The organism is Pseudarthrobacter sp. W1I19 (assembly GCF_030817835.1).
GTDB lineage: Bacteria > Actinomycetota > Actinomycetes > Actinomycetales > Micrococcaceae > Arthrobacter.
The window spans coordinates 3,655,427-3,680,871 of the sequence record NZ_JAUSZR010000001.1 but is presented as its reverse complement, the minus strand read 5'-3'; the positions used below and the strand labels follow the sequence as shown (position 1 = coordinate 3,680,871).

The window sequence follows — 25,445 nt, the reverse complement described above, 5'->3', positions numbered from 1 at the left end:
GTGCACACTGGTTGCAGCGAGTATTCAGTCAGAAACGGGAGTGTTCCATGAAAGCCGTCTATATTTCGGAACCGGGCGGCCCGGAGGTCCTGGAGGTCCGCGAAACGGAGGCTCCGGTACCCGGGCCGGGTGAGGTGCTGATCGACGTCGTCGCCGCCGGCCTGAACCGGGCGGACGTGCAGCAGCGCCGGGGCTTCTATCCGCCGCCGCCGGGCGCTTCGGAAATCCCAGGCCTCGAGGTATCCGGCCGGATCGCCGGCTTCGGCACCGGCGTCAGCAAGCCCTTTTCCCTCGGTGACAAGGTGGTGGCGCTGCTGGCCGGCGGCGGCTACGCCCAGCAGGTGGCCGTTCCCGCCGAGCAGGTCCTGAGGGTTCCCGACGGTGTGGACCTGGTGACAGCGGCGTCCCTTCCAGAGGTGGCCGCCACGGTCTACTCCAACCTGGTGATGACCGCCCAGCTCCAACCCGGGGAAACCGTCCTGATCCACGGCGCGACCGGCGGGATCGGCACCATGGCCATCCAGCTGGCCAAGGCGTTGGGCGCCAAGGTGGCAACAACGGCAGGTTCGGACGAAAAAGTGGGAACGGCCAAGGCTTTCCTGGGCGCGGATATCGCCATCAACTATGCGGAGGAGGATTTCCCGGCGAGCCTGCGTGAACAGAACGGCGGGCGCGGCGCGGACGTGATCCTCGACGTCGTCGGCGCCAAGTACCTAGCCCAAAACGTGGACGCACTCGCCGACTACGGGCGGCTGGTGGTGATCGGCCTGCAGGGCGGCGCCAAGGGTGAACTGGACCTCGGCCAGTTGCTGAAGAAGCGCGCCGCCGTAGTGGCCACGGCGCTGCGGCCCCGGCCTGTCCAGGAAAAAGGCGCCATTATGAACGCCGTCCGCGACGCCGTCTGGCCCATGATCACTGACGGCCGGATCCGCCCGTTGGTGGCCAAAACCTTCCCGCTGGAACAGGTCCAGGCCGCCCACGCCTATTTCGACAGCGGCGACCACGTAGGCAAAATCCTCCTGCTCCTTTAACTAACCCGGGTCCCGGCCCTAGTTAGATACTGAGTATTGCCGAAACGAAACTACTCCGCTAGGCTCAGTGCCATACGCGGTATGCACGGGCCATTGGGGGACCGTGCGGACTGCCGCCAAAGCACAAGGAGCACATGTCCATCCGTCACAGTCTCCTCGCCCTGCTGCAGGACCAGCCGCGCTACGGCTACCAGCTGCGGGTCGAGTTCGAAAGCCGCACCGGGGCCACCTGGCCCCTGAACATCGGGCAGGTGTACACCACCCTGGACCGGCTGGAACGCGACGCCCTGGTCACCAAGGAGGGCGACGACGGCGACGGCCACGTGGTCTACAGCATCACCGATGCGGGCAAAGCTGAGGTGAACAACTGGTTCGCGGCGCCGGTGGAGCGGAACAACCCGCCCCGGAACGAGCTCGCTATCAAGCTGGCGCTCGCCGTGACCTTGCCCGGTGTGGATGTCCAGGCCATCATCCAGGCCCAGCGTGCCGCGTCCATGCGGGCGCTGCAGGACTACACCAAGGCACGCCGGGACACCACCGCCAACCAGCGCGCCGGTGATACTGCCTGGTTGCTGGTCCTTGATTCCCTGATCTTCCAGACGGAAGCGGAGGTCCGCTGGCTGGACCTCTGTGAGGCCAGGATGGTCCAGCAGGCGCAGTCCGCCGGGCCGGGCCAGGCACGCAAAACGTCCAACGGGGTCACGGAAGACGCCACCCCGCTCAACGCGGACAGCCGCCGGTGAGCGTCCAGGGGCCGCAGCAGGTCCTTGAACTTGCGAAGGTCAGCAGGACCTTCGGGGAAGGCGCGACGGCGGTCGCCGCCCTCCGCGAGGTGGACCTCACCATCGCGGCGGGCGAGTTTGTCGCGGTGATGGGGCCGTCCGGGTCCGGAAAGTCGTCCCTGCTGGCGCTGGCCGGGGGACTGGACCGCCCGACGTCGGGCGGTGTCTTTGTGGAATCCACGCCCCTGGCGGGACTGGGGCTGAACGAACTGGCGCGCCTTCGCCGCCGCGCCGTGGGCTATGTGTTCCAGGACTTCAACCTGGTGCCCACCCTCACGGCGGCCGAGAATGTTGCACTGCCGCTGGAACTGGACGGCACAGCGTGGAAAAAGGCCCGCCGGCAGGCACTGGATGCCCTGCGGCAGGTTGGAATCACGGAACTGGCAGACCGTTTTATGGACCAGATGTCCGGCGGGCAGCAGCAGCGGGTAGCCATCGCGCGGGCCGTGGTGGGGCAGCGGCGGCTGATCCTCGCCGACGAGCCCACCGGCGCACTTGACTCAACCACTGGCCAGGGGGTGATGGAAGTATTGCGCGCCCGCGCTGATGCCGGGGCCGCCGTGATGCTGGTGACCCACGAGGCACGGCATGCTGCCTGGGCGGACCGGGTTGTGTTCCTGCGCGACGGCAGGATCGTGGACCAGGCAGCGGCCATGCACGATCCCGCCATGCTCCTGGCCCAGGCAGGGCTCTGATGAGGGTTGATCTCGCTCCGGCGCCGAAAGGGCGCCGGAGCAGCTTCCGCGTTGCCCTGCGCGTGGCCCGCCGGGACATCAGGAGGCACAAAGGGCGCTCGCTGCTCATCATCCTGCTGATCATGCTTCCCGTTGCCGGAATGACAGGCGCCGCCACGCTGTTCCAGAGCGCGCAAAGAACCCCCGAAGAAATTGTCGAGTTCGAGCTTGGGGAAACGCAGGCCAGGTTCAGCACCCTGCCTGCTCCCAATGCCGACTCCGTCCAGGACCCGCTCAACGACGCCATGGTGGCCTCCAGCACCGGCGTCTACGATCCGGACTTCAAGCCGGCCAATCCCCAGGACCTTCTCCCCGCGGGCTATGAGGTGTTGCCGCTGCGGCAGCTGAACCTGACCACGGGGGTCGGGGCGGCGCTGGTGTCCCTGCAGGGCGTGGTGGCGGATACGCTGCATCCTGCCTTCGCCGGAAAATTCACGCTGCTTGAGGGCAGGGCTCCGCAGGCGGCCGGCGAGGCCCTGGTGTCGCCGGGGCTGCTTGAGCGGTTCACCCTGAGGTTCGGAGAGGAAATCACGACGTCGGCCGGCACCTTCGTGCCGGTGGGAACCATCCGGGATGCGGATGCCTCTGACCGGAACTCCGTCATTTTCCTGCAGCAGGGGCAAGTGCCCGAGGATGTCCTGAAGCAAGATCCCCGGTCCCCGAACGCCACGTCTTACTACCTGGTTGGCTCCGAACCGGTGGCCTGGCCGCAGATCCTCGCGGCAAACCGGCAGGGCGTCAGTGTGCTCTCCCGCAGCGTGGTGCTCAATCCGCCGTCCCTGGCCGAGCGCAGCGTCGGCGGCGTCCCGCCGCAATCACCATCGTCGGGAGCTGTGGCGTTGTACACAACGTTCGGCCTGGTGGCTGCCCTGGCGCTGCTGGAGGTGGGCCTCCTGGCGGGAGCTGCGTTCGCCGTCGGCGCTAAAAGGCAGGTCCGGGAACTGGCTCTGTTGGCAGCATCCGGAGCCGACGCACCAACCGTCCGCTCCGTGGTGACGTCCGGCGGGCTCTGGCTTGGTGGCATCGCTGTTATTTCCGGCGCTGTCCTGGGGCTCGCGTCCGGGGCAGCGGTGGTTTATTGGGTCCGCTCCCTCGGCTCGGCCCGCTTTGCCGGCGTACACCCCGACGTTCTGCTGACGCTGGCGGCCATGGTCCTGGGACTGGTGTGCTGCCTCCTCGCAGCCGTGGCCCCGGCCAACCGGGTTGCCAGGCAGGCGGCCTTGGGTGCGCTAAAGTCCGGACGGGCACCTGCCGGTAGCGGGAAGCGGGCCACCGTGGCCGGTGCTGTGCTGCTGCTTTTGGCCGGCGCACTGCTGGCGGCGGGCTGGCTTCTGGGGGAGTCGGCCGGGGATCCGGACCGGAGGGCCGGGCAACTGCCGTTGGTCACATCCCTGCTGATTGGGGGCGCCGTGCTGGCCGTCGCCGCGCTGGTGCTCCTGGCCGGATACCTCGTAGCCCTGCTGACCGCGCGGACAGGTACGCTGCCGTTGTCCTTGCGGATGGCTGCCCGTGATTCGGCCAGGAACCGGGGCCGGACGGTGCCGGCTGTAGGGGCCGTCCTCGCCGCCGCCACGCTGGCCAGCGCCGCACTGGTCCTTGCGGCCAGCCAGCAGGCAATGATGCGGGAGAACCATTCATGGACCGCGCTGGAAAACCAGGCCTTCCTGCCGCTGTCCCTGGAGCAGCCCCTCCTGCCGGACGGCAGCACCCAGCCGGCGGTCGTCGTCGATCCCTCCGAACTCGCTTCCGCCGTGGAAGGTGCCACCGGCAACGTTGCCTGGACCAGGACCGTCAGCGCACCGGCGTACGTTCAAAACTGCGCTTTTGGCAATGGCGCGGAAGTGTCGGGGCCGGCACGCACTGCCACGTCCAACTGCCTGCAATATTCACTGGGCAGGCCCGCGGGCAACGAGTGCCCCGTGACGCCGGAGCGGCGGGTGGTGGACCCCGAGGACTGGCGTTGCCGGGGTTCCCTCGCCCAGTCGCCGGGTTCCCAACGTTCCATCCTGGTGGGCGGCGCGGACGAGATCAGTGCCGTCCTCGGCATCGAGGCCGGACCTGAGGCCCTGGCAGTCCTAGAGTCCGGCGGCATGGTGGTGACCAACGCTGTCTTCGTTCGGGACGGGACGGTGGTGCTCGAGGGCCAGGACGTGCGCACGCAGGTCCAGGATCCGGCGGACCCTGCCCGCATGCATGAGACGGTCACCAGCAGCACGCTTCCCGCCATTGTGGTCGAACCCGCTGTACCCCTTCCCTACTATGGGGTCATTTCGCCGGAAACAGCCGGGCGCCTGGACCTGCATCCCGAGCCGGCCGAACTCCTGGTCCAGCTCAACAGCTTTCCCTCGGCCGCGGAGAGGGATGCTGCAGCCGGGGCCGTCGCGGCCTTGTACCAGCAGCCCGCCGTCGGATTCTGGGCCGAACCGGGCATCCCGCAGGGCGATTCGTGGATGACCTGGTCCATCGTTGCCATCAGCGCGGTGATCACGTTTAGCGCCGCAGGCATAACCACAGGCCTTTCCCTGGCGGATGCGCGCGCGGACCATGTAACCCTCGCCGGCATCGGTGCCTCGCCCCGCCTGCGGAAGAGCCTTGCAGGATCCCAGGCGCTGCTGACCGCTGGGCTGGGAATCCTGCTCGGCAGCATCGCCGGGACCCTGCCGGCGGTGCTCGTTGCAGGTTCCACCGAGCTGCGCACTGCCGTCGAGGTGCCCTGGCTGCATCTGCTGGCGCTCGTCATTGCGGTGCCCCTGGCCGGCGCCCTGCTGGCCTGGCTCTTTACGCGTGCGCGCCTGCCGGCGTCACGGCGCACGCTGGGTACCTGAGCGGGACCCCCGTGTACCTGAACAGCGCCTTTGATCCCGCGGGGGGTCTTTCTGATTGGCGCCGGCAGGCTTACCGTGGGGTTAGGAGCTGCCCTCCGGGCAGCCGTGCAAGGGACCCGCAACACCTTCGACAGCGGTGCGGCCCGACGCTCGTCGCCGGGTGCCTGCCGTTCGGCGCAGGCTGGTCCTGATCACGGCAAAACACAGTCCGGTCCAAGCTCCCCGTTGGTAGGGTGCCTGTCAGCAGATGAGGACGAATCTCAAGGAGGAGACATGGCCGGAACACCGGATCATCGACGGAGCGCAGCCCGGAGGGAAGGTGCGGTCGCCACCGATACCGCGCTCCCGCCGTCGGCAATTGACGAGACCGTCCGCGAGGCGGAAGAGAAGAAGTGGACGCCCGGAAAAATCGCGCTCTGGGCAGCGATTGCCCTGCTGGGCGGCGTGGCCTGGTTTATGCTCGCCATCATCCGCGGTGAGACCGTCAACGCCATCTGGTTCGTTTTTGCTTCTGTTTGTACATACCTGATCGGTTACCGCTTCTACTCCAAGGTCATCGAGCGTTACATCACCAGGCCTGATGACCGCCGGGCCACCCCCGCTGAATACAAGGCGGACGGCAAGGACTACGTGCGTACGGACCGGAACGTCCTGTTCGGCCACCACTTTGCCGCCATCGCCGGCGCAGGCCCCCTGGTGGGCCCGGTCCTTGCCGCCCAGATGGGCTACCTGCCCGGCACTATCTGGATCATCATCGGCGTCGTGCTTGCCGGCGCCGTGCAGGACTACCTGGTGATGTTCTTCTCGATGCGCCGCGGCGGCCGTTCGCTGGGACAGATGGCGCGCGAGGAACTCGGCGTCATCGGCGGCACCGCTGCCCTGGTGGCCACCCTGCTCATCATGGTCATCATCGTGGCAATCCTCGCCCTGGTGGTGGTCAACGCCCTGGCCGAAAGTCCGTGGGGCGTCTTCTCCGTTGGCATGACCATCCCCATCGCCCTGTTTATGGGCGTCTACCTCCGGTTCCTGCGGCCCGGCAAGGTGATGGAAGTCTCGCTGATCGGGTTTGTCCTGCTGATGGCGGCCATCATCGGCGGCGGCATGGTGGCCGAGACCCAGTGGGGCGTGGACATCTTCACACTGGACCGGGTGACCATCGCCTGGGGCCTCATTGTTTACGGCTTCATCGCAGCGATCCTGCCGGTCTGGCTGCTCCTGGCCCCCAGGGACTACCTGTCCACGTTTATGAAGATCGGCGTGATCGTGATGCTCGCGCTGGCCATCATTGTGGTCCGCCCGGAGATCACCGTTCCGGCGTTCAGCGAATTCGCCAGCAGGGAGAACGGGCCCGTGTTCCCCGGCGCGCTGTTCCCGTTCCTGTTCGTGACCATCGCCTGCGGCGCCCTGTCCGGCTTCCACGCGCTGATCTCTTCGGGCACCACACCCAAACTGGTGGAAAAGGAACGGCAGACCCGCTTCATCGGTTATGGCGGCATGCTGATGGAGTCCTTCGTAGCCATCATGGCCCTCGTGGCGGCCATCTCGATTGACCGCGGCCTCTACTTCGCCATGAACGCTCCGGCAGCCCTGACCGGCGGAACCGTCGAAACGGCCGCCACCTGGGTCAACAGCCTCGGACTGTCCGGCGTCAACCTCAGCCCGAACCTGCTCTCGGAGACCGCCGCGAACGTGGGCGAGGAGAGCATCGTCTCCCGCACCGGTGGTGCACCCACACTGGCCGTGGGCCTCGCCCACATCATGCAGCAGTTCATCGGCGGCACGGCCATGATGGCCTTCTGGTACCACTTCGCCATCATGTTTGAGGCCCTCTTCATCCTCACCGCTGTCGACGCCGGAACCCGCGTTGCCCGGTTCATGCTCCAGGATTCCATCGGCAACTTCGTTCCCAAGTTCAAGGAAGCGTCCTGGCGGCCCGGCGCGTGGCTCTGCACGGCGATCATGGTGGGTGCCTGGGGTGCGGTGCTGCTGATGGGCGTCACTGATCCGCTGGGCGGCATCAACACGCTGTTCCCGCTGTTCGGAATCGCCAACCAGCTGCTGGCCGCCATCGCCCTGGCTGTTTGCCTGGCCATCGTGGCCAAACAGGGCACCTTCAAGTACCTCTGGATCGTGGCATTGCCGCTGGCCTTCGCAGCGGTGGTCACCATCACCGCCAGCTACCAGAAGATCTTCTCGCCCACCCCGGCGGTGGGGTACTTCGCCAACAACGCCGCCTTCAGCAAAGCGCTCGCAGACGGGAAGACTGAATTTGGCACGGCGAAATCCGTGGCAGCCATGGAAGCCGTGGTGCGCAATACTGCCATCCAGGGCTGGCTTTCAGTCATCTTTGTGGTGCTCAGCATCATCGTGATCGCGACGGCGTTGCTCGCCACCGTCAATGCGTTCCGGAGCCGCGCGCACGGGACAGCCGTGAAGGACAACGAGGATCCTGCCAGGCCTTCGCGGGTCTTTGCCCCCGCCGGGCTGATTCCCACACCCGCCGAGCGGGAGCTGATGGCCGAGTGGGACAAGGTGCCGGCCGAGCTGAGGTTCGAACGGGCAGGACACCACTGATGAGCACCGGACTCGCTGCCGTCACCCGCGGCTTCCGAGGGTTCGCGCGCTACCTGGGCGGCGTCCTTGGTGCCGATGCCTATACCAAGTACCTGGAGCACCACCAGGCCTCAGGGCACAACACGCCGCCGCTGAGCGAGCGGGAGTTCTGGCGGGACCGGACGGACCGGCAGGACTCCAACCCGCAGGGCCGGTGCTGCTGATTGGGCCCCGCAACGGATGATTGAGCCCGTAGCGGACACTGCGCCGGCGGGGTTCATCGAGTGGACCTTGGGCGGATCGCTCATGAGAGTATGAACGCATGAGCGATCCGAACGACACTCAGGCACCTGAGGACCTCCCGGTAGAAGGCACCACCATCGATGACAGCCAGCCTGCACCAGCTCCGGCAGTGCCGGCAAACGGCAGCAAACCCAAAGGCAGCAACCTGCAGGATCTGGTTGATGAACCGGCCAAGGTGATGCGGATCGGCACCATGATCAGGCAGCTCCTGGAGGAGGTGAAGTCCGCCCCGCTGGACGACGCCGCACGGGGAAGGCTCGCCGAGATCCACGAGCGCTCCATCAAGGAGCTCGAGGACGGGCTGGCGCCTGAACTGGTGGAGGAGCTGGGCAGGATCAGCCTGCCGTTCTCCGATGATGCCACCCCCTCCGATGCTGAGCTGCGCATAGCCCAGGCCCAGCTGGTGGGCTGGCTGGAGGGGCTGTTCCACGGCATCCAGACAGCCATCGCCGCACAGCACGCCGCCCGCGAGCACGCCGCGGCGCAGATGCAGCTCCGCCAGCTCCCGCCTGGCACGGTGATCGCACCCGGTGTGGTGATCGGGGAGAACGGCGAGCCGCAGCGGGCCCCCGCCGGCGCCCGTCCGGGCACGCCGGCAGGCCCCGGCCAGCCGAACGATCCGGACCACGGTCCCGGACAGTACCTCTAGGTTCATTGGGCTTTTTCAGCGCCGCCAGGCAGGGGCGCAAGGACGACGTGGAATTGGGGAAGGGGTTGTGGCGCCGCGCCCACGACCGCTTCCACCGCGGGCTGGACCGCTTCCACCAGGTTCTCGAAGGCGTGGAGGACGACCAGCTCTACGGCGAGCTCGTGGAGATCGCCAATGAGCTCGCCGCGCTGCTGGAACGTGTCAGGGCTGTCTGCACGGAAGCGCAGCGGCGCTCGCCCAGCGAAGGACTGGATATCCCGGTCCGGCTGGCCGGCGTCCACCGCGCGCTGTCCAAAGCCGGCAATTCCCTGGCCACCACTTCCGAAGCTGCCGCCATGCTCCGGCTCGCCGTTGGCCCCATCCCGATAGGCGCCGCGTCCGTACGTCGCCGCGCCGAGGCAGTGTTCCAGCAGGTGGCCGACGCCGAGAGGCACCTTGCCGAGGAAGGCCCGGACTCCACGTCCGGGCAGGAAGATATTCCCGGTTAAGCGTCTGGCTTACTCGGGGGTATTTCGACGGCCGGACCGTTGTAGTTTGGCAGGATAAAAGAATGACTTCTTCACCCACACTGACATTCAACGACGGAAACCAGATTCCCCAGCTCGGCTACGGCGTATGGCAGGTTGAGGACGGAGTGGCGGAAAAGGTGGTCCGCCAGGCCTTCGAAGCGGGCTTCCGCCACATCGACACCGCCAAGATCTACGGCAACGAGGCCGGTGTTGGCCGGGCAATCGCCAGCTCCGGCCTGTCGCCCGAGCAGCTTTTTATTACCACCAAGCTGTGGAACGCGGACCAGGGGTACGAGTCCACCCTCGCCGCGTTCGAGGAGTCCATGGACCGGCTGGGCCTCAAGACCCTGGACCTGTACCTGATCCACTGGATGCAGCCCAAGCAGGATAAGTACGTGGACACCTGGAAGGCGCTGATCGAGCTGCAGAAGCGCGGCCGGGTGAAGTCCATCGGTGTCTCAAATTTCACCGTTGAGGGCCTGCAGCGTCTCATCGACGAAACCGGCGTGGTTCCGGCCATCCACCAGATCGAGCTGCACCCCTACTTCAGCCAGCGGGAACTGCGCGAATTCGGCGCTTCGAAAGGGATCCTGACCCAGGCCTGGTCCCCGCTGGGCCAGGGCGGCGAGCTCCTGGAGGACCCCGCAGTGGCCGCCATTGCTGCCAAGCACGGAGCCACGCCCGCCCAGGTTGTTATTGCCTGGCACCTTGCCATTGGCAACGTGGTGATCCCGAAGTCCGTCACCGAGTCCCGGATCCGCGAAAACTTCGCAGCGCTGGATGTCTCCCTGGACGCCGGTGACGTCGAAGCCATCAATGCGCTGGACAGCACCGCCAAGGGCGAAGGCCGGATCGGGCCGGACCCGGCAGTTTCCGACTTCGCCTAGAACCAGCGGACCGCGCAACCCGCGCTGCCAGGCATTTTTGCCCGGGCAGCGCGGGTTGCTGCTTTAAACCGCCGGAAAGACCCCTCGGCTGCCTGCTGGAGCGCGACCGGCTCAGGCGGCGATGCGGACCTGCTGCACGGGAACGGCGTCCACAACAGCCCAGCTGTCCTCGCCGTGGCAGTGCCGGCTGGCGAAGCGTTCTGCCTCTGCCAGGGTGTTAAAGACTTCAGCCCGGGCACGGCCGCAGTCGGCGTCGAAGTAGGTGACGTGAAATTCCTGTACGGGTTGGTTTTCCATAAATCCAGTGTGCAACCGGGGTCTGACATTCCTTGGAATCAGGACGGCGTGTCTGTGCTGCCCAGCCGAAGGACCCGCTCCTGCGCCAGCATGGCAGTCCGCTCTGCCTTGTCCGCAGCCCGCACCGCCTGCTTTGCCTCGGCAGCAGTGCCGGCGAGGCTTCTGCGCAACTGCTCGAGCCTGTCCTCAGCCGCCTTGAGGCGTGCCCGGAGTTCGGCTGTTTCCTGGAGGAGTTCAGCCATCTCGGCGCGTGCCCCGTCCGCCCGGTCCTGCAGGTCCCGGGCCAGCTGAGTGGTCTCTGCCTGCGCGGCCTCGGCTTCGGCCAGCGCGGCTTTTGCTTTCTCAAGCGCGGGCGGTGACGCTGGCCGCGGTGTTTGCCGGACTGCCTCGAGCCGCGGCTTGTCCGGCTTCGGGCGGGAGGTGCCCGCCGCCGTCGTACCCGCCTTCCGCCGCTGGTCAGGGGCCGCCCCAGCCGGAGCGGGAGCGGTCCGGGGCGCCGCGGGGAGGGCAGCGGGGACCGCCACCAAACCGTCAAGGTCCACGGCGTTTACGCCGTCCGCCGAGAGCGTCTTGAGCAGGCGGCCGCTTTGGACAGCGGCGGCCGCTCCAGCATCGGCGGTCAGGGCGCGCAAGGTCTCTTCTACGTCCGTTGCCATGGCATCGCTGATGGACCGGCCCTGCTTCTGCGCCACCGCACGGGCGGTGTCGACAGCGGCAGCCAGCATGGTGCGGCGCTCACGTCCCAGCTCACGCAGTGCAGTGGCGTCCAGTGAGGCCTGCGCCTCACGCATGCGGCTGCCGAGATCCGTCAGCCCGGCGAGGACGTCTGGTTGATGCAGTGCGAGCATGTTCACGGCCCAGGCGGCAACCGACGGCTTGGGGAGCCCGCGCACAGCCGCCCCCAGCTCCTTGTCCGATCCGGCCGCTTCCTTCGCCGCGGCTGCACGGGCGCCGATAAAGTCCTCGAGCGGCTTGGCATAGAGTTCGTTTGCAATCTCTGCCAGGGCCTCGTCATCCATGCACGCCATCTTAGGGGCCGGTGTTGCTCCTGACTGACAGGCCTGCAGCGGGGCCAAGGCCTGTAAGTGGCTACTGTTCCTATATGTTCTGCTGCCGCCGCACCATTTCGGCAATCCATGTTGGCGCAAAGGGCGAAGTGCAGCCAGGAGGAGTGGGGTAGTCCTTGAGGACCTCCAGCCGCTCGCCGATGCTGACAGCCCTGCCGCGGTGTTCGGCGTGCCAGATGCCGATGGTGGCCAGGCAGGTGTTCATCGCCCACTGCAGCCGCTCCGGGGCGTCCTTCATGTCAGCTTCGACGACGTCGAGCAGTTTGGTGAGGTCAAGGCCGTCAGGCTGCTTCGCCACGCGTTCGCTGGTCAGCGCCCAGCCGGCGCTGGCAACCACAGGATCGGGGGCAGCCAACCATTGGCCGCGGAGTTCTTCTGCGTGGGGGCTTTTCTTCACCACGTAGTTCACAAACCAGTCATGCACTTTGGGTGTGGCGGCCTCCCGCAGCATAGCGTCCAGCTCGTCGCGCCCGAACTCCTTGGGGCGGCAGATGAGGAGTGCCAGCAGCCGCGCTGCCGTGTCACCCGTGGCCCACAGCTGCCGGGCGAGTTCCTGTTGCGTCTTGAGCCGTTTTGCCACGGCGCGGAGCTTGCTGAGGTTTACGCCGTGATCGTCACCGTGCCTTTCGTTAACCTCCCGCACCCGCGGGTCCTCAAGGGCAGCGAGCTCAGCCATCACCTCGGTCGCCGCACCGGCCAACGCCGTTTCCTTCGAGACCGTCCCGTTTAGTGCCGTCCCGGCCACGTCTGGCTCCTTTCCGTCGCCTGCGAGGTTCAGCCTACGACGCAAGCACGTCGGCCGCATACCGGCCGGGTATTCTCCGGCGGGGCCCGCGTTTGAACCAGTGGCACGACGGCGGCGGGAGCCTCGCAGGGAAGACTCCAGCGTGGCTTCCTGCACAGGAGTCCGGCCAAGTCCACTTTCAGCCCGGCAGTGCAGGGAGCGGGTTATCCTGCCCTGCTACGTCTGTCCGGACAGACTGCAGAGATCTACACTGAACTATTCCGCCGAGTAGTGGGCTGGGCTGCCGGGCGCACGATTGGATTACAGGTGCATATCGGGAAAGGCCGGTCATGGGCAGTGTCTCGGGGAAAGCTAACCGGGCGGTATCCGAAGCTGCGTCGGCCAGCCGAAGCCCGGGACTGCGCATCCTGGCTCGAACCGGCTACGTCTTCATCGGACTGCTGCACATCCTGATCGGCGTCATCGCCCTTCAGGTGGACCGGGGCCAGGGTGGGCAGGCCGACCAATCCGGTGCGATAGCATCGATCGCCTCCAAGCCGGGCGGGCCAGTGCTGCTCTGGGCGGGTCTGGTGGCTTGCGGGGCCCTGGCCCTCTGGATGGTCAGCGAAGCGTTCTATGTGGCCCGTACGGAAAGCGAGTCGAAGAAGAAATTGAAAAGGGCGGGGGCAGCCGTTGGGAAAGCCGTGGTCTTCGCCTTCCTGGCCTTCACCTTCGCTGTCTTCGCATCCGGCGGAAGCAAGAATTCCGGCCAGTCCGCGAGTGATTTTACGGCCAGGCTAATGGGTGCACCCGCCGGCGTGGTGCTGCTGATCGCCGCCGGTCTGGCGATCATTTTTGCTGGCGCCTATTATGCCTACCGCGGCGTCACGAGGAAGTTTATGAAGGACCTGCAGGACCCGGGGAGCGGACGTTCGGCGGTCAAATGGATCGGGACCATCGGCTACACCGCAAAGGGTGTTGTCCTTGCGGTGGTGGGAATTCTGATCATCACTGCAGCGGCAACTGCGGATCCTTCGAAATCCTCGGGCCTGGACGGCGGGCTGAAAACCTTGGGTTCGCAGCCGTATGGCGTGTTCCTCCTGGCCGCAATTGCGGCAGGGCTGATCTGCTACGGCGCATACTCGATGGCCCGGGCACGGTTCGGGAAGTTCTAAAGCGGCGCTTGGTCAAAGCCGCTCGGGCCCCCACGAACCTCAGGAATGGCTCCCTCATCACTTCTCGCCGCCAAAATTCAAAGAATTGATTCAGGAACCGCCCGGGGCCTGCGGGGTCAGCCACGCCAAGGCTTGTTGTTCATCAGAGAAATACCGGATGGGGCACCGCGGCACCGGTAGTCCCCGCCGACCGTGGGCGATGACCCGGTCCACGTCGGTGGTGCCCAGCGTTGCAAAGGCTGTGACGGTGACAGCTTCAACGATGATCCGAACGGCTTCCTTGCTCACGGACTCCACCCCGGCGACCTGCAGCAGGACAGCGGCACCGGCACCTGCAGTAAGCGTCAAGAAACGGTCCCGGATTAAGGCCCCGTCCTCTGCCGTGATCCGGCTGCCCGGAGGCACCGTAATGCGCACGACTCCTTCACGGGCGTATTCGATGGTGGCCTTCCCTCCGGCGGTACCTGAGACTCCGTCGGGGGGATGTGGATTGATGGGCTCAGGGGCACTGCGCGCATTCGTAGGAAATTGCCGTCCCAGGTCAGACACGAGAACCATCATCTTCCCCCCGATGTGCTTCAAGGGCGGCCCCGCCGGCGCAGGTGAACCGGACCTGCCCTCAGACCGCGTGGAGGTCAGCCTACCCCCGGATGAACCGGGAGTCCATAAAAATCAATGCCGGTGGAAGGCTGGCCCGCGGCGCATGCTGAGCCTGCCGCAGAAGCGGGGAATGGAGGAGTTCGCGGACGGCTGGCACCGGGAACACTCAGCGGCAGCCGGCGCCTGTAGACAGTCTGTGAGGGCGGGAGTGACACAGCCAGTGGCGGCCCAATCCTGTGCCGCTCTGATTGTGTCCGCGTTGTGTCCGTGCCGTCGACGACCATGCCCTGACGCTCACTTGCCCAGGGGCCGGTCCGAAGGAACCGCGCGGCACTTTTTAAAGGAGAAGCACCATCGATGATCCTAACAACGTCCTCGTCATCCATCATTTCGACAACGTGGACACCGCCAGGGCGTTCTTCGGCAGGGACGACCTGAGGGACGCCATGCAGCGCAGCGGCGTCCAGGGCGACCCGCGCGTCGAGCTCTTCGAGTAGCGCAGGGCACCGAAGACCAGGCGCACCCTCTGACGTTCTGGCTCCACGGCGCCCGGAGTTCCGTAGCCGCAATGCCTGGAGGCGCAAGCGGGCGACGTCGCTTAACCAGCGAAAAACCCCGGAAACCCCTGAATTCAGGGGCTGTCCGGGGTTTATCCCGAGCTTCCTATCAGAATCGAACTGATGACCTTTTCATTACGAGTGAAACGCTCTACCGACTGAGCTAAGGAAGCACCGCATAACCGCCCGGAAGAACCGGGCCCTTCATGCAAGAGTCAACTGTAATAGAGTCCCCGCGCCCGGGTCAAAATGGCCTGGGGCTATACGGCTGAGGCCTTCAGCACACCGTGTTATCGGCGGGCACTTGACCGCTGACCAGGTAGCGGTCCACGGGGTCCTCAATGCAGCTGTTGGACCGGCCGTAAGCTGTATGGCCTTCGCCTGTCCAGGTCAGCAGCGAGGCATTGCCCAACTGCTTGCGGAGCGATGCGGCCCATTCCACCGGGGTAGCGGGGTCGCCTGTAGTACCGATCACCACGATGGGGGCATCACCGGTGTATTCCACGGGTGCGGGTGTGCGGAGGTTCTTGTACGGCCAGTCAGCGCAGTTGGTGCCGCCATAGGCGAAAAAGTACCCGAAAGTGGGGGAGTCCTGCATCAGCCGCTCCTGTTCAGCCCGCATGGCTGCGGTATCTGACTCCATGGGATAGTCCAGGCAATTGATGGCGTTGAACGCGAAGGTTGAGTTGGAGGTGTACGTGCCGTTGGACGCCCGGTCCGCACCCAAGTCAGCCAGCCGAAGCATCAGGCTCACGTCCCCTGCCATAGCCGCGTCCAGGGCCTGGGTCAGTGCAGGCCAGCTCTGGTCGTTGTACAGCGGGGTAATCAGGCCGCTGACGAACATCGTGGCGTTGACCACCCGGCCGTCCTTGGCCGTGCGCGGCGTTTGCTGGACAGCGTTGATGAGGTCGCGGATCTGCTGCACGCCGGAATCGGCGTTTCCGCTCAGCGGGCACCCGTCCTGCTTCAGGCAGCTCTCGACATAAGCCCGAATGGACTTTTCAAAGGCGCGCGCCTGGCCCCGGGTGAGCTCCTCGTTGCTGATGGACGGATCAAGTGCACCGTCCAGCACCATGCGGCCCACGTTGTCTGGGAAAAGTGAGGCATAAGTGGACCCCAGGAACGTGCCGTAGGAGTATCCGAGGTAGTTCAGCCTCGAGTCGTTGACCACGGCGCGGAGGATGTCCAGGTCCTTGGCCGAACTCACGGTGTCGATATGGGCCAGTACGGCCCCGGTCTGCTCGGAGCACTTGGCGGCAATGGCCTTGTTGTCCGACAGCACTTCCTCCAGGCCGGCGTCTGTGTCCAGGTTGTAGATCTTGGCACGGGCAGCGTCGCGTTCGGCGTCCGTCATGCAGGTCACGGGGGCGGAGCGCTTCACGCCCCGGGGGTCGAAGCCCACCAGATCGTACGCGTCGCGTACCGCCTGGGAAAAGTGTGTGCCTGCGGCATCCTTGACGAAGTCGTACCCGGACGCCCCCGGGCCGCCAGGATTGACGAGCAGGCTGCCTGTTCTTTTGCCCGTACTGGGGGAACGCAAGGCCGCAAGTTCAATGGTGTCGCCGCCGGGATTGCCATAGTCCATGGGCACATCCACTTTGGCGCACTGAAAACTGTTTTCGCAGGGCTCCCACACCACTTCCTGCGAATAGAACTCCTCAAGCCCGGCCGGAGCGGACGCCACAATCGAGGGGTCGGCCTTTGCCGTGGCTGCCTCCTGGTTGCGGTCGCCGCCGCCATTCAGGAGGCTGCAGCTGGCCAGAACCATGGCAAGGGCCATGGCCCCGGCGGCACGTGCCGCAATCACCCAGGATGCAGGGCATGCGGGCAGGGAGCGGGCAGTCATCGGGTCTCCTTGGAAGGGTTAGATCAGGCTGGCTGCCATGGACTCAATGGTCAACAGCGGGGCTACGTTGGTGGTGGTGATGCGTTCACGGGCTTTATTGATGGCATCCATCCGGGCAAGTGTGGCTTCTGGAGTGGAGCGGCTGGCAAACTCCTCCAATTCACTCGTCAACTCAACGTTGACGAGCTCCACAGCATTCCCGAGCTGGATAATCGTCACATCCCGGTAGAAGGACAGCAGGTCCGTGAGGGTGCGGTCCAGCGAGTCGGTGACGGACCGCTTGGCACGGCGCTTCTGGTCCTCCTCAAGCTGCTTCACCTGGCTCCGCATGGCCGGCGGGAGCGTACCCGATTCCGGTGCTCCAAGTGTGGCCAGCAGGGCGGCCCTCTCGGCTGCGTCGCGTTCCTCGTTGGAACTCGTGGCCTCGGCCGTTGCGATCTTGACCAGCTTTTCCGCCATGATCACCGCAGCGGTGACCCCGCGCAGTCCCAGTGGGAAGCGCACCGTCTCGAGCCGGCGCTCCCGAGCCGCGGGGTCCCGGGCCAGCCGCCGGGCAATGCCCACATGGCTTTGAGCCGCCCGCGCCGCACGTTCCGCCAAAGCCGGTTCAACGCCGTCGCGCTTCACCAGCAGGGCAGCCACATCGGCGGCGGGCGGCAGGCGCAAAGCCACGCTGCGGCATCGCGAACGGATGGTCACCAGGACATCGGCGGGGGACGGTGCGCACAGCATCCATACCGTCCGCGGGGTTGGCTCCTCGATGGCCTTCAGCAGGACGTTCGTGGTCCGCTCGGCCATCCGGTCCGCGTCCTCGACCACGATGATGCGCCAGCGGCCGGCAGATGGCCGGTTGCCCGCTGTAGCCACCAGCTCACGGGCCTCATCAATGGTGATGGTCACCTTTTCAGTCCGGACGAACGTGACGTCCGAGTGGGTTTCGCCCAGGATGGTCAGGCACGCGGGGCACTGCCCGCAACCGCGCCGGGTGACATCCTCCTCGTCGCAGTTCAGGGCAGCGGCGAACGCTTTGGCCGCGTTCGAACGGCCGGAGCCCGGCGGGCCGGTGAAAAGCCACGCGTGCGTCAGGTTTTCGCCGCTGGCGGCCTGGCGCAATTGTTCCACGACGGCGGCCTGGCCCTGCAGGTCGTCCCAGACCGTCATGCGCTGTCCACCTTCGCCGCGGCCAGCAGGGCGTCCACGCGCTGCAGGATCTGTGCGGCCAGGTCATCGACGGGAAGATGCGCAGGAAGCACCAGGTAGGAACCTGCGCGGCTGGCGGCCAGTTCCAGGAAGGCGTCCCGGATCCGCAGGTGGAATTCGTCAGCTTCGGATTCCAACCGGTCTTCGGCAGCCTCGCCCGCGGTCCTGCGGCGGCGGCCAACCTCCGGGTCAACATCCAGCAGCACTGTGAGATGGGGCTCCAGGCCGGAGGTAGCCCAGGCGTTAATGGACCGCACCGCGTCCTTGCCGAGGTTCCGCCCGGCGCCCTGATAGGCAACCGAGGAATCGATATAGCGGTCCGTTAAAACCACGTCGCCGCGTTCGAGGGCAGGCCGGATCACCTGGGTTGCATGCGCTGCCCGGGAGGCGGCAAAAATCAGGGTTTCAGTGTGGGCATCGATGTGCCCCTGGCCGTGGTCAAGGACCAGGGACCGCAGTTTCTCGCCTATCGGCGTTCCGCCGGGCTCCCGGGTGCGCAAGACGGTGAGTCCGCGTGATTCAAGGGCGTCCGCAAGCCGGGCTGCCTGGGTGGACTTGCCGGCGCCGTCCCCGCCCTCAAATGCGATGAAAAGACCCGCGCGTTGTTTGCTCACTGGACAAGCCTACCGATCCGCACCGTCAATCGCAGTTTGAGGCCGGTGCCATGTGGACAGGGCTGGAGGCGGCTTTCAAGGCTCCCGCCGGCGAACAGTACGCTTTTCTCCATGAGCCTTTCCGAACAGCAAGCGGCGTCCCTGGCAGCTGAGACGGTAGTGGTCGCCGCCGGACGTCCCCCGAGGGACCGGGACCAGCCGGTCAACCCGCCCATCGTCCTGTCCTCCACATACTTTGGCAGCGGTCCGCTTGCCGACGGGGACCGCGGCTACGGCCGGTACTCCAACCCCACCTGGGATCCTTTTGAAGAGGCGCTCGGACAGCTCGAAGGCTCGGAACTGCCCGGCCTCCTCTACGCGTCCGGCCTGGCCGCCGTCAGCTCGGCGCTTTCCCTCATCCCGGCCGGGGGAGTGCTGGTGATGCCGTCGCACAGCTATTCCGGTTCCCTGGTGATGGCCGCCGAGCTTGCCCAGAAGGGCTTCATCGAACTCCGGACCGTGGACATTGCGGACACGGAGGCCGTCAAGGAAGCGCTCTCGCCCCGCGGTCCGGCCGCACGCCGCGCTGCCATGCTCTGGCTGGAAAGCCCTACCAACCCGATGCTGGGGATCGCCGACGTACCTGCCCTCGCCGAAGCCGCGCACGCCGCCGGAGCGATCGTGGTCACGGACAACACCTTTTCCACTCCCTTGGTCCAGCAGCCCCTGCTGCTGGGATCGGACGTCGTCCTGCATTCGGTGACCAAGTACCTGGCTGGCCATTCCGACGTCGTCCTCGGCGCCCTGGTGACATCCAACCCCGATATCCGCTCCGCACTGCTTCACCACAGGATCATCCACGGCGGGATCGCGGGCCCGTTCGAAGCCTGGCTGGCACTGCGCGGGCTGCGGACCCTCGCGTTGAGGATTGAACGGTCCCAGGCCTCCGCACTGGTCCTGGCTGATCGGCTGGCTGCCCATCCGCTGGTCGAATCACTTCGGTTCCCGGGACTTCCCGCCGATCCCGGACACGAACGCGCGAAGGCACAGATGAAGGGCTTCGGCTCGATCATCTGCATCCAGGTGGCACCGGTGGGAGGGCTCAGCGGCGCCAATGCCGCGGACGCGCTGGTACGGGCCCTGGAATTGTGGCTGCCGGCGACCTCACTGGGCGGGGTTGAATCCCTCATCGAACGCCGCCGCAGGCACACCGCCGAACCGGCCAGTGTTCCCGAAAACCTGGTACGCCTCAGCGTCGGCATCGAAAACGTCGAGGACCTCTGGGCTGACCTGAAACAGGCGCTGGACGCGCTGGGCGGCTAGGCTGGGCTTGTGGACGGTGAACTGATTATCCTGCCTGTAGAGCGGGCCGTGTATTTCATCCTTGCCTTTGTGGCATTCGGGCTGGAGTTGTGGGCTGTTGTCGACTGCGCAAGGCACAGGGCAAATGCCTTTGAAGCCACCGGCAAGCGGACCAAGAGTTTTTGGCTCGCCCTGACGGGGGGTGCTGTGCTGGTCGGCGCTATCTCGGTTTTCTCGATGCTCAACAACGGTGGCAACGGCGGATTCTTTGGCACCTTGGGCCTGTTCGGGCTCGCGGCCGTGGTGGCAGCGTCCGTCTACCTCGCCGACGTCCGCCCGGCAGTCAAGGATGCCGGCCGTGGCGGCACGCGCAACACCGGCCCTTACGGGCCCTGGTAATCCCTGCCGGCGTGGGCCCACGGCAGTTGGCCTGATCCACCTGTAAACCAGCCCGGTCGGCTATCGGCGCGGGGCCACTGCTTCCCAGTCCACCGTCAGTTCGCCCAGCCGCCAGCGTGCGGGCCCGTCCTGCACCGGCCACCCGGCATCGCGCAGAAGGCGGCACATCGATTGCCAGCGCTGCCGGTTGCCGAACGAAGCAAGCGGGGCCGATTCCAGCCAGGCCCGGTCCATGGCCTGCATCAGGGCGTGAACCGGTTCCCCGGGGACATTGCGGTGGATCAGTGCTTTGGGCAGCCGCTCGGCAATCTCGGAGGGCAGGGTAAAACTGCCGAACCGAACGGACAAGCTCAATGACAGCGGCCGGCGGGCATCCAGCGCCACCCAGGTGACCCGCCGCCCGATCTCGTCGCAGGTGCCATCGATAAACAGGCCGTTCTCGGACAGCCGGTCCTGCACGAGGCGCCAGATGCCCGCTACATCCGCTTCCTCGTACTGCCGCAGCACATTAAAGGCGCGCACCAGCACAGGCCGGCCCGGAACAGGGATTTCGAAACCGCCCACCTGGAAGCTCAGCCCGGGCCGTTGCAGCGGCAAGGCGGCACGGACCCTTTCCGGCTCGATTTCTATCCCGCACACCTGAACGTCCGGCCGTATGGCAGCGAGCCGCTCAAAAAGTTCGACGGCGGTGGCGGGCGTGGCACCGTATCCCAAGTCCACCACCAGGGGGTTTGGGGCGGAGCGCAGCCGCCAGGCCTGCGGCCCGGTCAACCAGCGGTCCAGCCGGCGCATGCGGTTGGGGTTGGTGGTGCCCCGGGTGACGTTGCCCACCGGCCGGCCCTGCCGGCCGTTGGGCTTCCTGCCGGTTATCTGCGGGGCGGCCACCCGTTCAGCTTTTTGCACCACCGGCCCACTTTATCGTTGCGGGCATAATCGTCCGCTGCCGGCTCCTTCGTAACGCTGGAGGGGCGCCGCCTGTAACGCTGGGCGGGCGGCAGCGGCGCTCGGCTAGGATGAAAATCATGACTTACAAGCTGATTCTGCTGCGCCACGGCCACAGCGAATGGAACGCCAAGAACCTGTTCACCGGCTGGGTGGACGTAGACCTCAACGACCAGGGCCGCACGGAAGCAGCACGGGGCGGGGAGCTCCTGGTTGAGAACGATGTTCTCCCGGACATCCTTTACACCTCCCTGTTGAAGCGCGCCATCAACACCGCCAACATTGCCCTGGACAAGGCTGACCGCGGCTGGATCCCGGTCAAGCGCGACTGGCGCCTGAACGAACGCCACTATGGTGCACTGCAGGGCAAGGACAAGGCCCAGACCCTGGCCGAGTACGGCGAAGAGCAGTTCATGGAGTGGCGCCGTTCCTACGACACCCCGCCGCCGCCCCTGGACGACAATTCCGAGTTCTCCCAGGCCCGCGACCCCCGCTACGCAGACCTCGGTGACGCCCTGCCGCGCACCGAATGCCTGAAGGACGTCCTGGTCCGCCTGCTGCCGTACTGGGAATCGGACATCAAGGACGACCTGAAGAGCGGCAAGACCGTGCTGGTGACTGCCCACGGCAACTCGCTGCGCGCACTGGTCAAGCACCTGGACGGCATCAGCGACGAAGCCATCGCGGGCCTGAACATCCCCACCGGCATCCCGCTGGTCTACGACCTTGATGAAGACTTCCAGCCGATCAAGCGCGGCGGCACCTACCTCGACCCCGCGGCTGCGGAAGAGGCCATCCTCGCCGTCGCCAACCAGGGTAAGAAATAAAGTAGAACGTACGACGGCGGGCTGGTCACAGAAAGTGACCAGCCCGCCGTCGTCTGCTCCAAGGTCTCGAACGGTCAGCTGTGTTCGGTGGCGTTCGGCTGCCAGGCGCCGGTCACCAGGTAGGTGACCTTCTGCGCAACGGAGACTCCATGGTCCGCGAAGCGCTCGAAGTACCGGCTGGCCAATGCAACGTCCACGGTAGTGGCCGGGCTCCCGGCCCATTCAGGAGCCGCGATGGCTTTAAAGACGCTCAGGTGCAGATCATTGATGGTGGTGTTGGCCTTCAGGATGTCCCGGGCCACCTCAAGGTCGCGGGTCTCCAGCAGAACGGTGAGCTTGTCCGCAATCTCCTGGTCCAGGACCGCCATGCTCTTAAACGTCGCCGTCATGGATTCCGGAATAACGATTGAGGGGAACCGGAGACGGGCCAGCTGGGCGATGTGCCGGGCGAGGTCACCCATGCGCTCCAACGACGCGCTCATCCGCAGGGATCCCACGATCATCCGCAGGTCGCTGGCGACAGGGCCCTGCAGCGCCAGGATGTCGATGGCCCGTTCATCCAGGCTGTTCTGCAGGAAGTCGATGCGGGCATCCGCAGCGATCACATCCTGGGCAAGATCCACATCTGCCACCTGGAACGAGGTGGCGGCCTTCGCCATCGCTTCGCTGACCAGCCGGGAGATCTCCACCAGCTGGTCACCAACCTGGGTGAGCTCTTCCTGAAAAACCTTACGCACGTAGGCGTCCTTTCCTTGGAACTCCCGTCCCGCCCGCATCCGGACAGCAGGAATTCATGTCGCCGTTCGGCAGTCCAACTCGTTACTCTGCCAGTATCCGGTAAACGGTTAGGCCCTTGAAGATGAACGTTAGTTGAACCGTTGGCGCAGCAGCCCGGGAGGTGCTGATGGCCGCCTGCCAGCGCATAAGGTGGAGCTGTGGATCCTATGCTCATCGGTCTGGTCGCCGGCCTCGTTGGCCTGGCGCTCGGTACGTTTGGAGTCCTTGCCTACAGGGTCAGCGAGAAGCAGCGCCGGCTGCTGGATATCGACGCCGACGAACTCGCGCTGCCGGCCGGTGCAGCCGAGGTGTTGGCCGTCGTCGGACGCGCCTTTGTGGTGGTGGACGCCGTTGACGGCGTGGTCCGCGCAAGTCCTGCCGCCTATGCCTACGGGCTGGTCCGCGGGCACACCGTGGTCCACAAGGAACTGCTGGACATGACGGCAGGAGTGCGGCGCGATGGCGTCATCCTGGAGAAGCAACTGGAGCTGCCACGGGGACCACTGGGACAAGGCACCATCATTGTCCAGGTGCGGGCAGCCATGCTCGGTGAGGAATACATCCTCCTGCTGGCAGATGACCGTACGGAAATCACGCGCACCGAGGAGATCCGCAACGACTTCGTGGCCAACGTCTCCCACGAACTGAAGACGCCGGTGGGCGCTATCTCCCTGCTCGCCGAAGCCCTCGAGTCCTCGGCCGATGACGAAGAGGCAGTGCGCCGGTTTGCCAAGCGCATGCACAAGGAGTCCGGCCGGCTCGCTGCCCTGGTGCAGGACATCATCGAGCTCTCCCGGCTGCAGGGCGCCAGCGTTACCCAGGAGGGCGGCCCCATTGACGTCAACGCGGTCATCGCGGAAGCCGTGGACCGTTCCCAGCTCCCGGCCGAAAGCAAGAACATCCGCATCGTTGTGGGCGGCCGGACCGAGGCTAACGTCTTTGGCGACCAGGATCTGCTGGTGACCGCGCTGCGCAACCTGATCGACAACGCCATCCGCTACTCCCCGGCGAACACCAGGGTCGGAATCGGTGTGCGGTCCAGGGACGGGCTGGTGTCGATCTCGGTGACGGACCAGGGCGAGGGACTCAGCGCGGAGGACCAGGAGCGGGTCTTCGAGCGTTTCTACCGTGTTGACGCAGCCCGGTCCCGCCACACCGGCGGCACCGGCCTGGGACTGAGCATCGTTAAGCACGTCGCCTCCAACCACGGCGGGGAAGTGACCCTCTGGTCCCAGCCCGGCCAGGGTTCCACCTTCACCCTGCGCCTGCCCGAGATGGAGGGCCAGGACGCCGAGGAGGAGCTCCCGCAGCCGGCAGCCAACAGCGCGGCCGGGCAGGGACCCCCTAAGCCAACTGTCACCCAGGTACCACGCGCCGCCGGCGCAAAAGAACGAGGAGCCAACGCTTGAGCAGGATCTTGATTGTGGAGGACGAGGAATCGTTCAGCGATCCCTTGTCCTATTTGCTGGGCAAAGAGGGGTTCGAAGTGGAAGTGGTGGACAACGGCCTCGACGCCATCACCGAATTTGACCGGAACGGCGCAGACCTTGTCCTGCTGGACCTGCAGCTTCCCGGGCTGTCCGGCACCGAGGTCTGCCGCCAGTTGCGCCAGCGCTCCAGTGTCCCGGTGATCATGCTGACGGCCAAGGACGCCGAAATCGACAAGGTGGTGGGCCTGGAACTGGGCGCGGATGACTACGTCACCAAGCCCTACTCCTCCCGCGAACTGGTGGCCAGGGTCAGGGCTGTCCTGCGCCGCCAGGGCGAACCGGAGGAACTGATTCCCTCTACGGTCCAGGCCGGTCCGGTGCGGATGGACATCGAACGCCACGTGGTAAGCGTGGGCGGGGAACAAGTGCTGCTCCCGCTGAAGGAATTCGAACTCCTGGAGATGCTGCTGCGCAATTCGGGCCGGGTGCTCACGCGCGGGCAGCTCATAGACCGCGTCTGGGGCTCCGACTACGTGGGCGACACCAAGACCCTCGACGTCCACGTCAAGCGGCTGCGCGGCAAGATTGAACCCGATCCCTCAGCACCGCGATACCTGGTGACCGTCCGCGGACTCGGCTACAAGTTCGAGCCGTAGCACCAAGGGCTCACCAAAACAAAAGGCACAGAGAAAGGGAGGGGCCGGCCGGCCCCTCCCTTTCCCTGTGTTCGATACGTCCGTGTTGGACCCGTCCGGACCTAGTGGCCCGTTCCGCCGGCCGACGGTGAGGACGTTGCGCTTCCGGAAGCCGTCGAGGACGGGGTAGCCGAGGTGCTCGGTGAGGGAGTACTGCCGGCGGGCAGGTATTCCTTGTACTCCGGCAGCGTTGCATCCAGTACAGGAACCTTCACCGTGTTGCTGACGTTGGTGCCGTCTTCGGTGACCTTGATGTCCACCAGCGAACCGGGGGCCCCGCCGGACGTGCTCAGGATCGCCTCATCCGAGCTCTCATTCAGCAGTGTGTAGGAGTTGGCCTTGACCGGCACTTCCGTCTGCGAGCCCTCAGCGCCGTTCAGTTTCAGCGTTACATCCTTGGAGGATGAGTTGTAGACGGCACCAATCACACGGCCGGGCTCATCCTCGCCGGAAGAAACGATGAGGATGTTGCGCAGCTGGAGCGGGCCGAGATCGGCGCGGATGCCGTCCGACGCGGAGTACTGATGGTTTGTCTGCTGGGGTGTGATGTATCCGCAACCTGCCGTCAGCAGGCCGACGCCAATGGCGGCCCCGGTCAATGCCAGTTTGGCGCGCTGGGCCCGGGTCATCGCAGTGAAACGCACGTCACGTACTCCTCGAGGGTTTTGAAAGATTATTCAGCCCATAGCCTAGCCGCAAACGGGGTCAAACGAGGATTCGAGGGCCGTCACATCACCCTTG

General features: G+C 65.8%; 25 protein-coding genes and 1 tRNA gene. 15 read left to right on the top strand and 11 right to left on the bottom strand.

The genetic code is table 11. The features are described 5' to 3' along the window. Positions 1 to 47: 47 nt before the first annotated feature. From QF038_RS16945 to QF038_RS16905, 9 genes are all read left to right on the top strand, one after another. On the top strand, positions 48 to 1,031 hold the full coding sequence (locus QF038_RS16945) for an NAD(P)H-quinone oxidoreductase (RefSeq protein ID WP_307611515.1): 984 nt from the start codon (positions 48 to 50) through the stop codon (positions 1,029 to 1,031). A 134-nt stretch (positions 1,032 to 1,165) separates the two neighbouring features. After that, entirely contained in the window at positions 1,166 to 1,774 is a 609-nt protein-coding gene (locus QF038_RS16940) for a PadR family transcriptional regulator (protein ID WP_307611513.1), read from the top strand. Further along, positions 1,771 to 2,508 (top strand): ABC transporter ATP-binding protein, encoded by a 738-nt coding sequence (locus QF038_RS16935; protein WP_307611511.1) that lies wholly within the window; start codon positions 1,771 to 1,773, stop codon positions 2,506 to 2,508. Before QF038_RS16940 ends, QF038_RS16935 begins: the two co-directional genes overlap by 4 nt. Next, positions 2,508 to 5,372, top strand: a complete 2,865-nt coding sequence (locus QF038_RS16930; RefSeq protein ID WP_307611508.1) for an FtsX-like permease family protein — start codon at positions 2,508 to 2,510, stop codon at positions 5,370 to 5,372. The genes QF038_RS16935 and QF038_RS16930 overlap by 1 nt, the downstream gene beginning before the upstream one ends. 273 nt (positions 5,373 to 5,645) lie before the next feature. Then, on the top strand, positions 5,646 to 7,946 hold the full coding sequence (locus QF038_RS16925) for a carbon starvation CstA family protein (RefSeq protein ID WP_307611506.1): 2,301 nt from the start codon (positions 5,646 to 5,648) through the stop codon (positions 7,944 to 7,946). Next, positions 7,946 to 8,149, top strand: a complete 204-nt coding sequence (locus tag QF038_RS16920) for a YbdD/YjiX family protein (protein WP_091422215.1) — start codon at positions 7,946 to 7,948, stop codon at positions 8,147 to 8,149. The genes QF038_RS16925 and QF038_RS16920 overlap by 1 nt, the downstream gene beginning before the upstream one ends. A 98-nt stretch (positions 8,150 to 8,247) precedes the next feature. After that, on the top strand, positions 8,248 to 8,877 hold the full coding sequence (locus QF038_RS16915) for a bacterial proteasome activator family protein (RefSeq protein ID WP_307611505.1): 630 nt from the start codon (positions 8,248 to 8,250) through the stop codon (positions 8,875 to 8,877). 5 nt (positions 8,878 to 8,882) lie between these two features. Continuing rightward, positions 8,883 to 9,365: a hypothetical protein gene (locus QF038_RS16910; RefSeq protein WP_307611503.1), complete on the top strand. Its 483-nt coding sequence runs from the start codon at positions 8,883 to 8,885 to the stop codon at positions 9,363 to 9,365. Positions 9,366 to 9,427: 62 nt separating this feature from the next. Continuing rightward, positions 9,428 to 10,273 carry an aldo/keto reductase gene (locus tag QF038_RS16905; RefSeq protein ID WP_307611501.1) on the top strand — a complete coding sequence of 282 codons (846 nt, stop codon included), beginning with the start codon at positions 9,428 to 9,430 and terminating at the stop codon, positions 10,271 to 10,273. A 111-nt stretch (positions 10,274 to 10,384) separates the two neighbouring features. Here QF038_RS16905 and QF038_RS16900 read toward each other — a convergent pair whose 3' ends face one another. The 3 genes from QF038_RS16900 to QF038_RS16890 all read right to left on the bottom strand — a co-directional run bounded on the left by QF038_RS16900 (position 10,385) and on the right by QF038_RS16890 (position 12,313). Next, the gene (locus QF038_RS16900; RefSeq protein ID WP_091422226.1) at positions 10,385 to 10,570 is read right to left on the bottom strand and encodes a hypothetical protein; all 186 of its coding nucleotides are present in this window, start codon (positions 10,568 to 10,570) and stop codon (positions 10,385 to 10,387) included. Between the two features lie 38 nt (positions 10,571 to 10,608). Then, on the bottom strand, positions 10,609 to 11,589 hold the full coding sequence (locus QF038_RS16895; RefSeq protein WP_307611499.1) for a hypothetical protein: 981 nt from the start codon (positions 11,587 to 11,589) through the stop codon (positions 10,609 to 10,611). A 79-nt stretch (positions 11,590 to 11,668) separates the two neighbouring features. Beyond that, the gene (locus QF038_RS16890) at positions 11,669 to 12,313 is read right to left on the bottom strand and encodes a DNA alkylation repair protein (RefSeq protein WP_307613513.1); all 645 of its coding nucleotides are present in this window, start codon (positions 12,311 to 12,313) and stop codon (positions 11,669 to 11,671) included. 398 nt (positions 12,314 to 12,711) lie between these two features. Between QF038_RS16890 and QF038_RS16885 the strand changes: the two genes are divergently transcribed. Next, a complete protein-coding gene (locus QF038_RS16885) occupies positions 12,712 to 13,536 on the top strand; it encodes a DUF1206 domain-containing protein (RefSeq protein WP_307611497.1) in 825 nt (274 codons plus the stop codon). Positions 13,537 to 13,626: 90 nt separating this feature from the next. Here QF038_RS16885 and QF038_RS16880 read toward each other — a convergent pair whose 3' ends face one another. The 5 genes from QF038_RS16880 to tmk all read right to left on the bottom strand — a co-directional run bounded on the left by QF038_RS16880 (position 13,627) and on the right by tmk (position 18,353). Beyond that, a complete protein-coding gene (locus QF038_RS16880; RefSeq protein WP_307611495.1) occupies positions 13,627 to 13,884 on the bottom strand; it encodes a hypothetical protein in 258 nt (85 codons plus the stop codon). A 909-nt stretch (positions 13,885 to 14,793) separates the two neighbouring features. Beyond that, positions 14,794 to 14,866 (bottom strand) — tRNA-Thr (locus QF038_RS16875). A 104-nt stretch (positions 14,867 to 14,970) separates the two neighbouring features. Further along, entirely contained in the window at positions 14,971 to 16,539 is a 1,569-nt protein-coding gene (locus QF038_RS16870; RefSeq protein WP_307611493.1) for an alpha/beta hydrolase, read from the bottom strand. An 18-nt stretch (positions 16,540 to 16,557) separates the two neighbouring features. Further along, positions 16,558 to 17,700 (bottom strand): DNA polymerase III subunit delta', encoded by a 1,143-nt coding sequence (locus QF038_RS16865; protein ID WP_307611491.1) that lies wholly within the window; start codon positions 17,698 to 17,700, stop codon positions 16,558 to 16,560. After that, positions 17,697 to 18,353: a dTMP kinase gene (tmk, locus tag QF038_RS16860; protein ID WP_307611489.1), complete on the bottom strand. Its 657-nt coding sequence runs from the start codon at positions 18,351 to 18,353 to the stop codon at positions 17,697 to 17,699. Before tmk ends, QF038_RS16865 begins: the two co-directional genes overlap by 4 nt. 111 nt (positions 18,354 to 18,464) lie before the next feature. Between tmk and QF038_RS16855 the strand changes: the two genes are divergently transcribed. Further along, positions 18,465 to 19,655, top strand: a complete 1,191-nt coding sequence (locus QF038_RS16855) for a PLP-dependent aspartate aminotransferase family protein (RefSeq protein ID WP_307611487.1) — start codon at positions 18,465 to 18,467, stop codon at positions 19,653 to 19,655. 9 nt (positions 19,656 to 19,664) lie between these two features. Next, a complete protein-coding gene (locus tag QF038_RS16850; protein WP_307611485.1) occupies positions 19,665 to 20,033 on the top strand; it encodes a DUF2516 family protein in 369 nt (122 codons plus the stop codon). 60 nt (positions 20,034 to 20,093) lie between these two features. Here QF038_RS16850 and QF038_RS16845 read toward each other — a convergent pair whose 3' ends face one another. Next, the gene (locus QF038_RS16845) at positions 20,094 to 20,939 is read right to left on the bottom strand and encodes a class I SAM-dependent methyltransferase (protein ID WP_307611483.1); all 846 of its coding nucleotides are present in this window, start codon (positions 20,937 to 20,939) and stop codon (positions 20,094 to 20,096) included. A 116-nt stretch (positions 20,940 to 21,055) separates the two neighbouring features. On the opposite strand from QF038_RS16845, the gene QF038_RS16840 reads away from it, so the two are divergent. Next, the gene (locus tag QF038_RS16840) at positions 21,056 to 21,802 is read left to right on the top strand and encodes a phosphoglyceromutase (RefSeq protein WP_307611481.1); all 747 of its coding nucleotides are present in this window, start codon (positions 21,056 to 21,058) and stop codon (positions 21,800 to 21,802) included. A gap of 74 nt (positions 21,803 to 21,876) precedes the next feature. On the opposite strand, the gene phoU is transcribed toward QF038_RS16840, so the two are convergent. Next, positions 21,877 to 22,539, bottom strand: a complete 663-nt coding sequence (gene phoU, locus QF038_RS16835; RefSeq protein WP_307611480.1) for a phosphate signaling complex protein PhoU — start codon at positions 22,537 to 22,539, stop codon at positions 21,877 to 21,879. Positions 22,540 to 22,746: 207 nt separating this feature from the next. Here phoU and QF038_RS16830 point away from each other — a divergent pair, with 207 nt between their 5' ends. Continuing rightward, positions 22,747 to 23,988, top strand: a complete 1,242-nt coding sequence (locus tag QF038_RS16830) for a cell wall metabolism sensor histidine kinase WalK (protein WP_307613512.1) — start codon at positions 22,747 to 22,749, stop codon at positions 23,986 to 23,988. Further along, positions 23,985 to 24,665 carry a response regulator transcription factor gene (locus QF038_RS16825; RefSeq protein WP_307611478.1) on the top strand — a complete coding sequence of 227 codons (681 nt, stop codon included), beginning with the start codon at positions 23,985 to 23,987 and terminating at the stop codon, positions 24,663 to 24,665. Before QF038_RS16830 ends, QF038_RS16825 begins: the two co-directional genes overlap by 4 nt. Positions 24,666 to 24,766: 101 nt before the next feature. Here the strand turns inward: QF038_RS16825 and QF038_RS16820 are convergent, their stop codons facing one another. Further along, a complete protein-coding gene (locus QF038_RS16820) occupies positions 24,767 to 25,333 on the bottom strand; it encodes a hypothetical protein (RefSeq protein ID WP_307613511.1) in 567 nt (188 codons plus the stop codon). Positions 25,334 to 25,445 lie beyond the last annotated feature (112 nt).

Excerpts from the sequence above, each read along its gene's own strand:
- QF038_RS16890 (WP_307613513.1), bottom strand. The coding sequence starts at position 12,313 with ATGGCTGAGCTCGCTGCCCTTGAGGACCCGCGGGTGCGGGAGGTTAAC.
- QF038_RS16930 (WP_307611508.1), top strand. The coding sequence starts at position 2,508 with ATGAGGGTTGATCTCGCTCCGGCGCCGAAAGGGCGCCGGAGCAGCTTC.
- QF038_RS16920 (WP_091422215.1), top strand. The coding sequence starts at position 7,946 with ATGAGCACCGGACTCGCTGCCGTCACCCGCGGCTTCCGAGGGTTCGCG.
- QF038_RS16855 (WP_307611487.1), top strand. The coding sequence starts at position 18,465 with ATGAGCCTTTCCGAACAGCAAGCGGCGTCCCTGGCAGCTGAGACGGTA.
- QF038_RS16865 (WP_307611491.1), bottom strand. The coding sequence starts at position 17,700 with ATGACGGTCTGGGACGACCTGCAGGGCCAGGCCGCCGTCGTGGAACAA.
- QF038_RS16840 (WP_307611481.1), top strand. The coding sequence starts at position 21,056 with ATGACTTACAAGCTGATTCTGCTGCGCCACGGCCACAGCGAATGGAAC.
- QF038_RS16885 (WP_307611497.1), top strand. The coding sequence starts at position 12,712 with ATGGGCAGTGTCTCGGGGAAAGCTAACCGGGCGGTATCCGAAGCTGCG.
- QF038_RS16925 (WP_307611506.1), top strand. The coding sequence starts at position 5,646 with ATGGCCGGAACACCGGATCATCGACGGAGCGCAGCCCGGAGGGAAGGT.
- QF038_RS16895 (WP_307611499.1), bottom strand. The coding sequence starts at position 11,589 with ATGGATGACGAGGCCCTGGCAGAGATTGCAAACGAACTCTATGCCAAG.
- QF038_RS16945 (WP_307611515.1), top strand. The coding sequence starts at position 48 with ATGAAAGCCGTCTATATTTCGGAACCGGGCGGCCCGGAGGTCCTGGAG.
- QF038_RS16830 (WP_307613512.1), top strand. The coding sequence starts at position 22,747 with ATGCTCATCGGTCTGGTCGCCGGCCTCGTTGGCCTGGCGCTCGGTACG.
- QF038_RS16940 (WP_307611513.1), top strand. The coding sequence starts at position 1,166 with ATGTCCATCCGTCACAGTCTCCTCGCCCTGCTGCAGGACCAGCCGCGC.
- QF038_RS16905 (WP_307611501.1), top strand. The coding sequence starts at position 9,428 with ATGACTTCTTCACCCACACTGACATTCAACGACGGAAACCAGATTCCC.
- QF038_RS16900 (WP_091422226.1), bottom strand. The coding sequence starts at position 10,570 with ATGGAAAACCAACCCGTACAGGAATTTCACGTCACCTACTTCGACGCC.
- QF038_RS16870 (WP_307611493.1), bottom strand. The coding sequence starts at position 16,539 with ATGACTGCCCGCTCCCTGCCCGCATGCCCTGCATCCTGGGTGATTGCG.
- QF038_RS16820 (WP_307613511.1), bottom strand. The coding sequence starts at position 25,333 with ATGACCCGGGCCCAGCGCGCCAAACTGGCATTGACCGGGGCCGCCATT.
- QF038_RS16915 (WP_307611505.1), top strand. The coding sequence starts at position 8,248 with ATGAGCGATCCGAACGACACTCAGGCACCTGAGGACCTCCCGGTAGAA.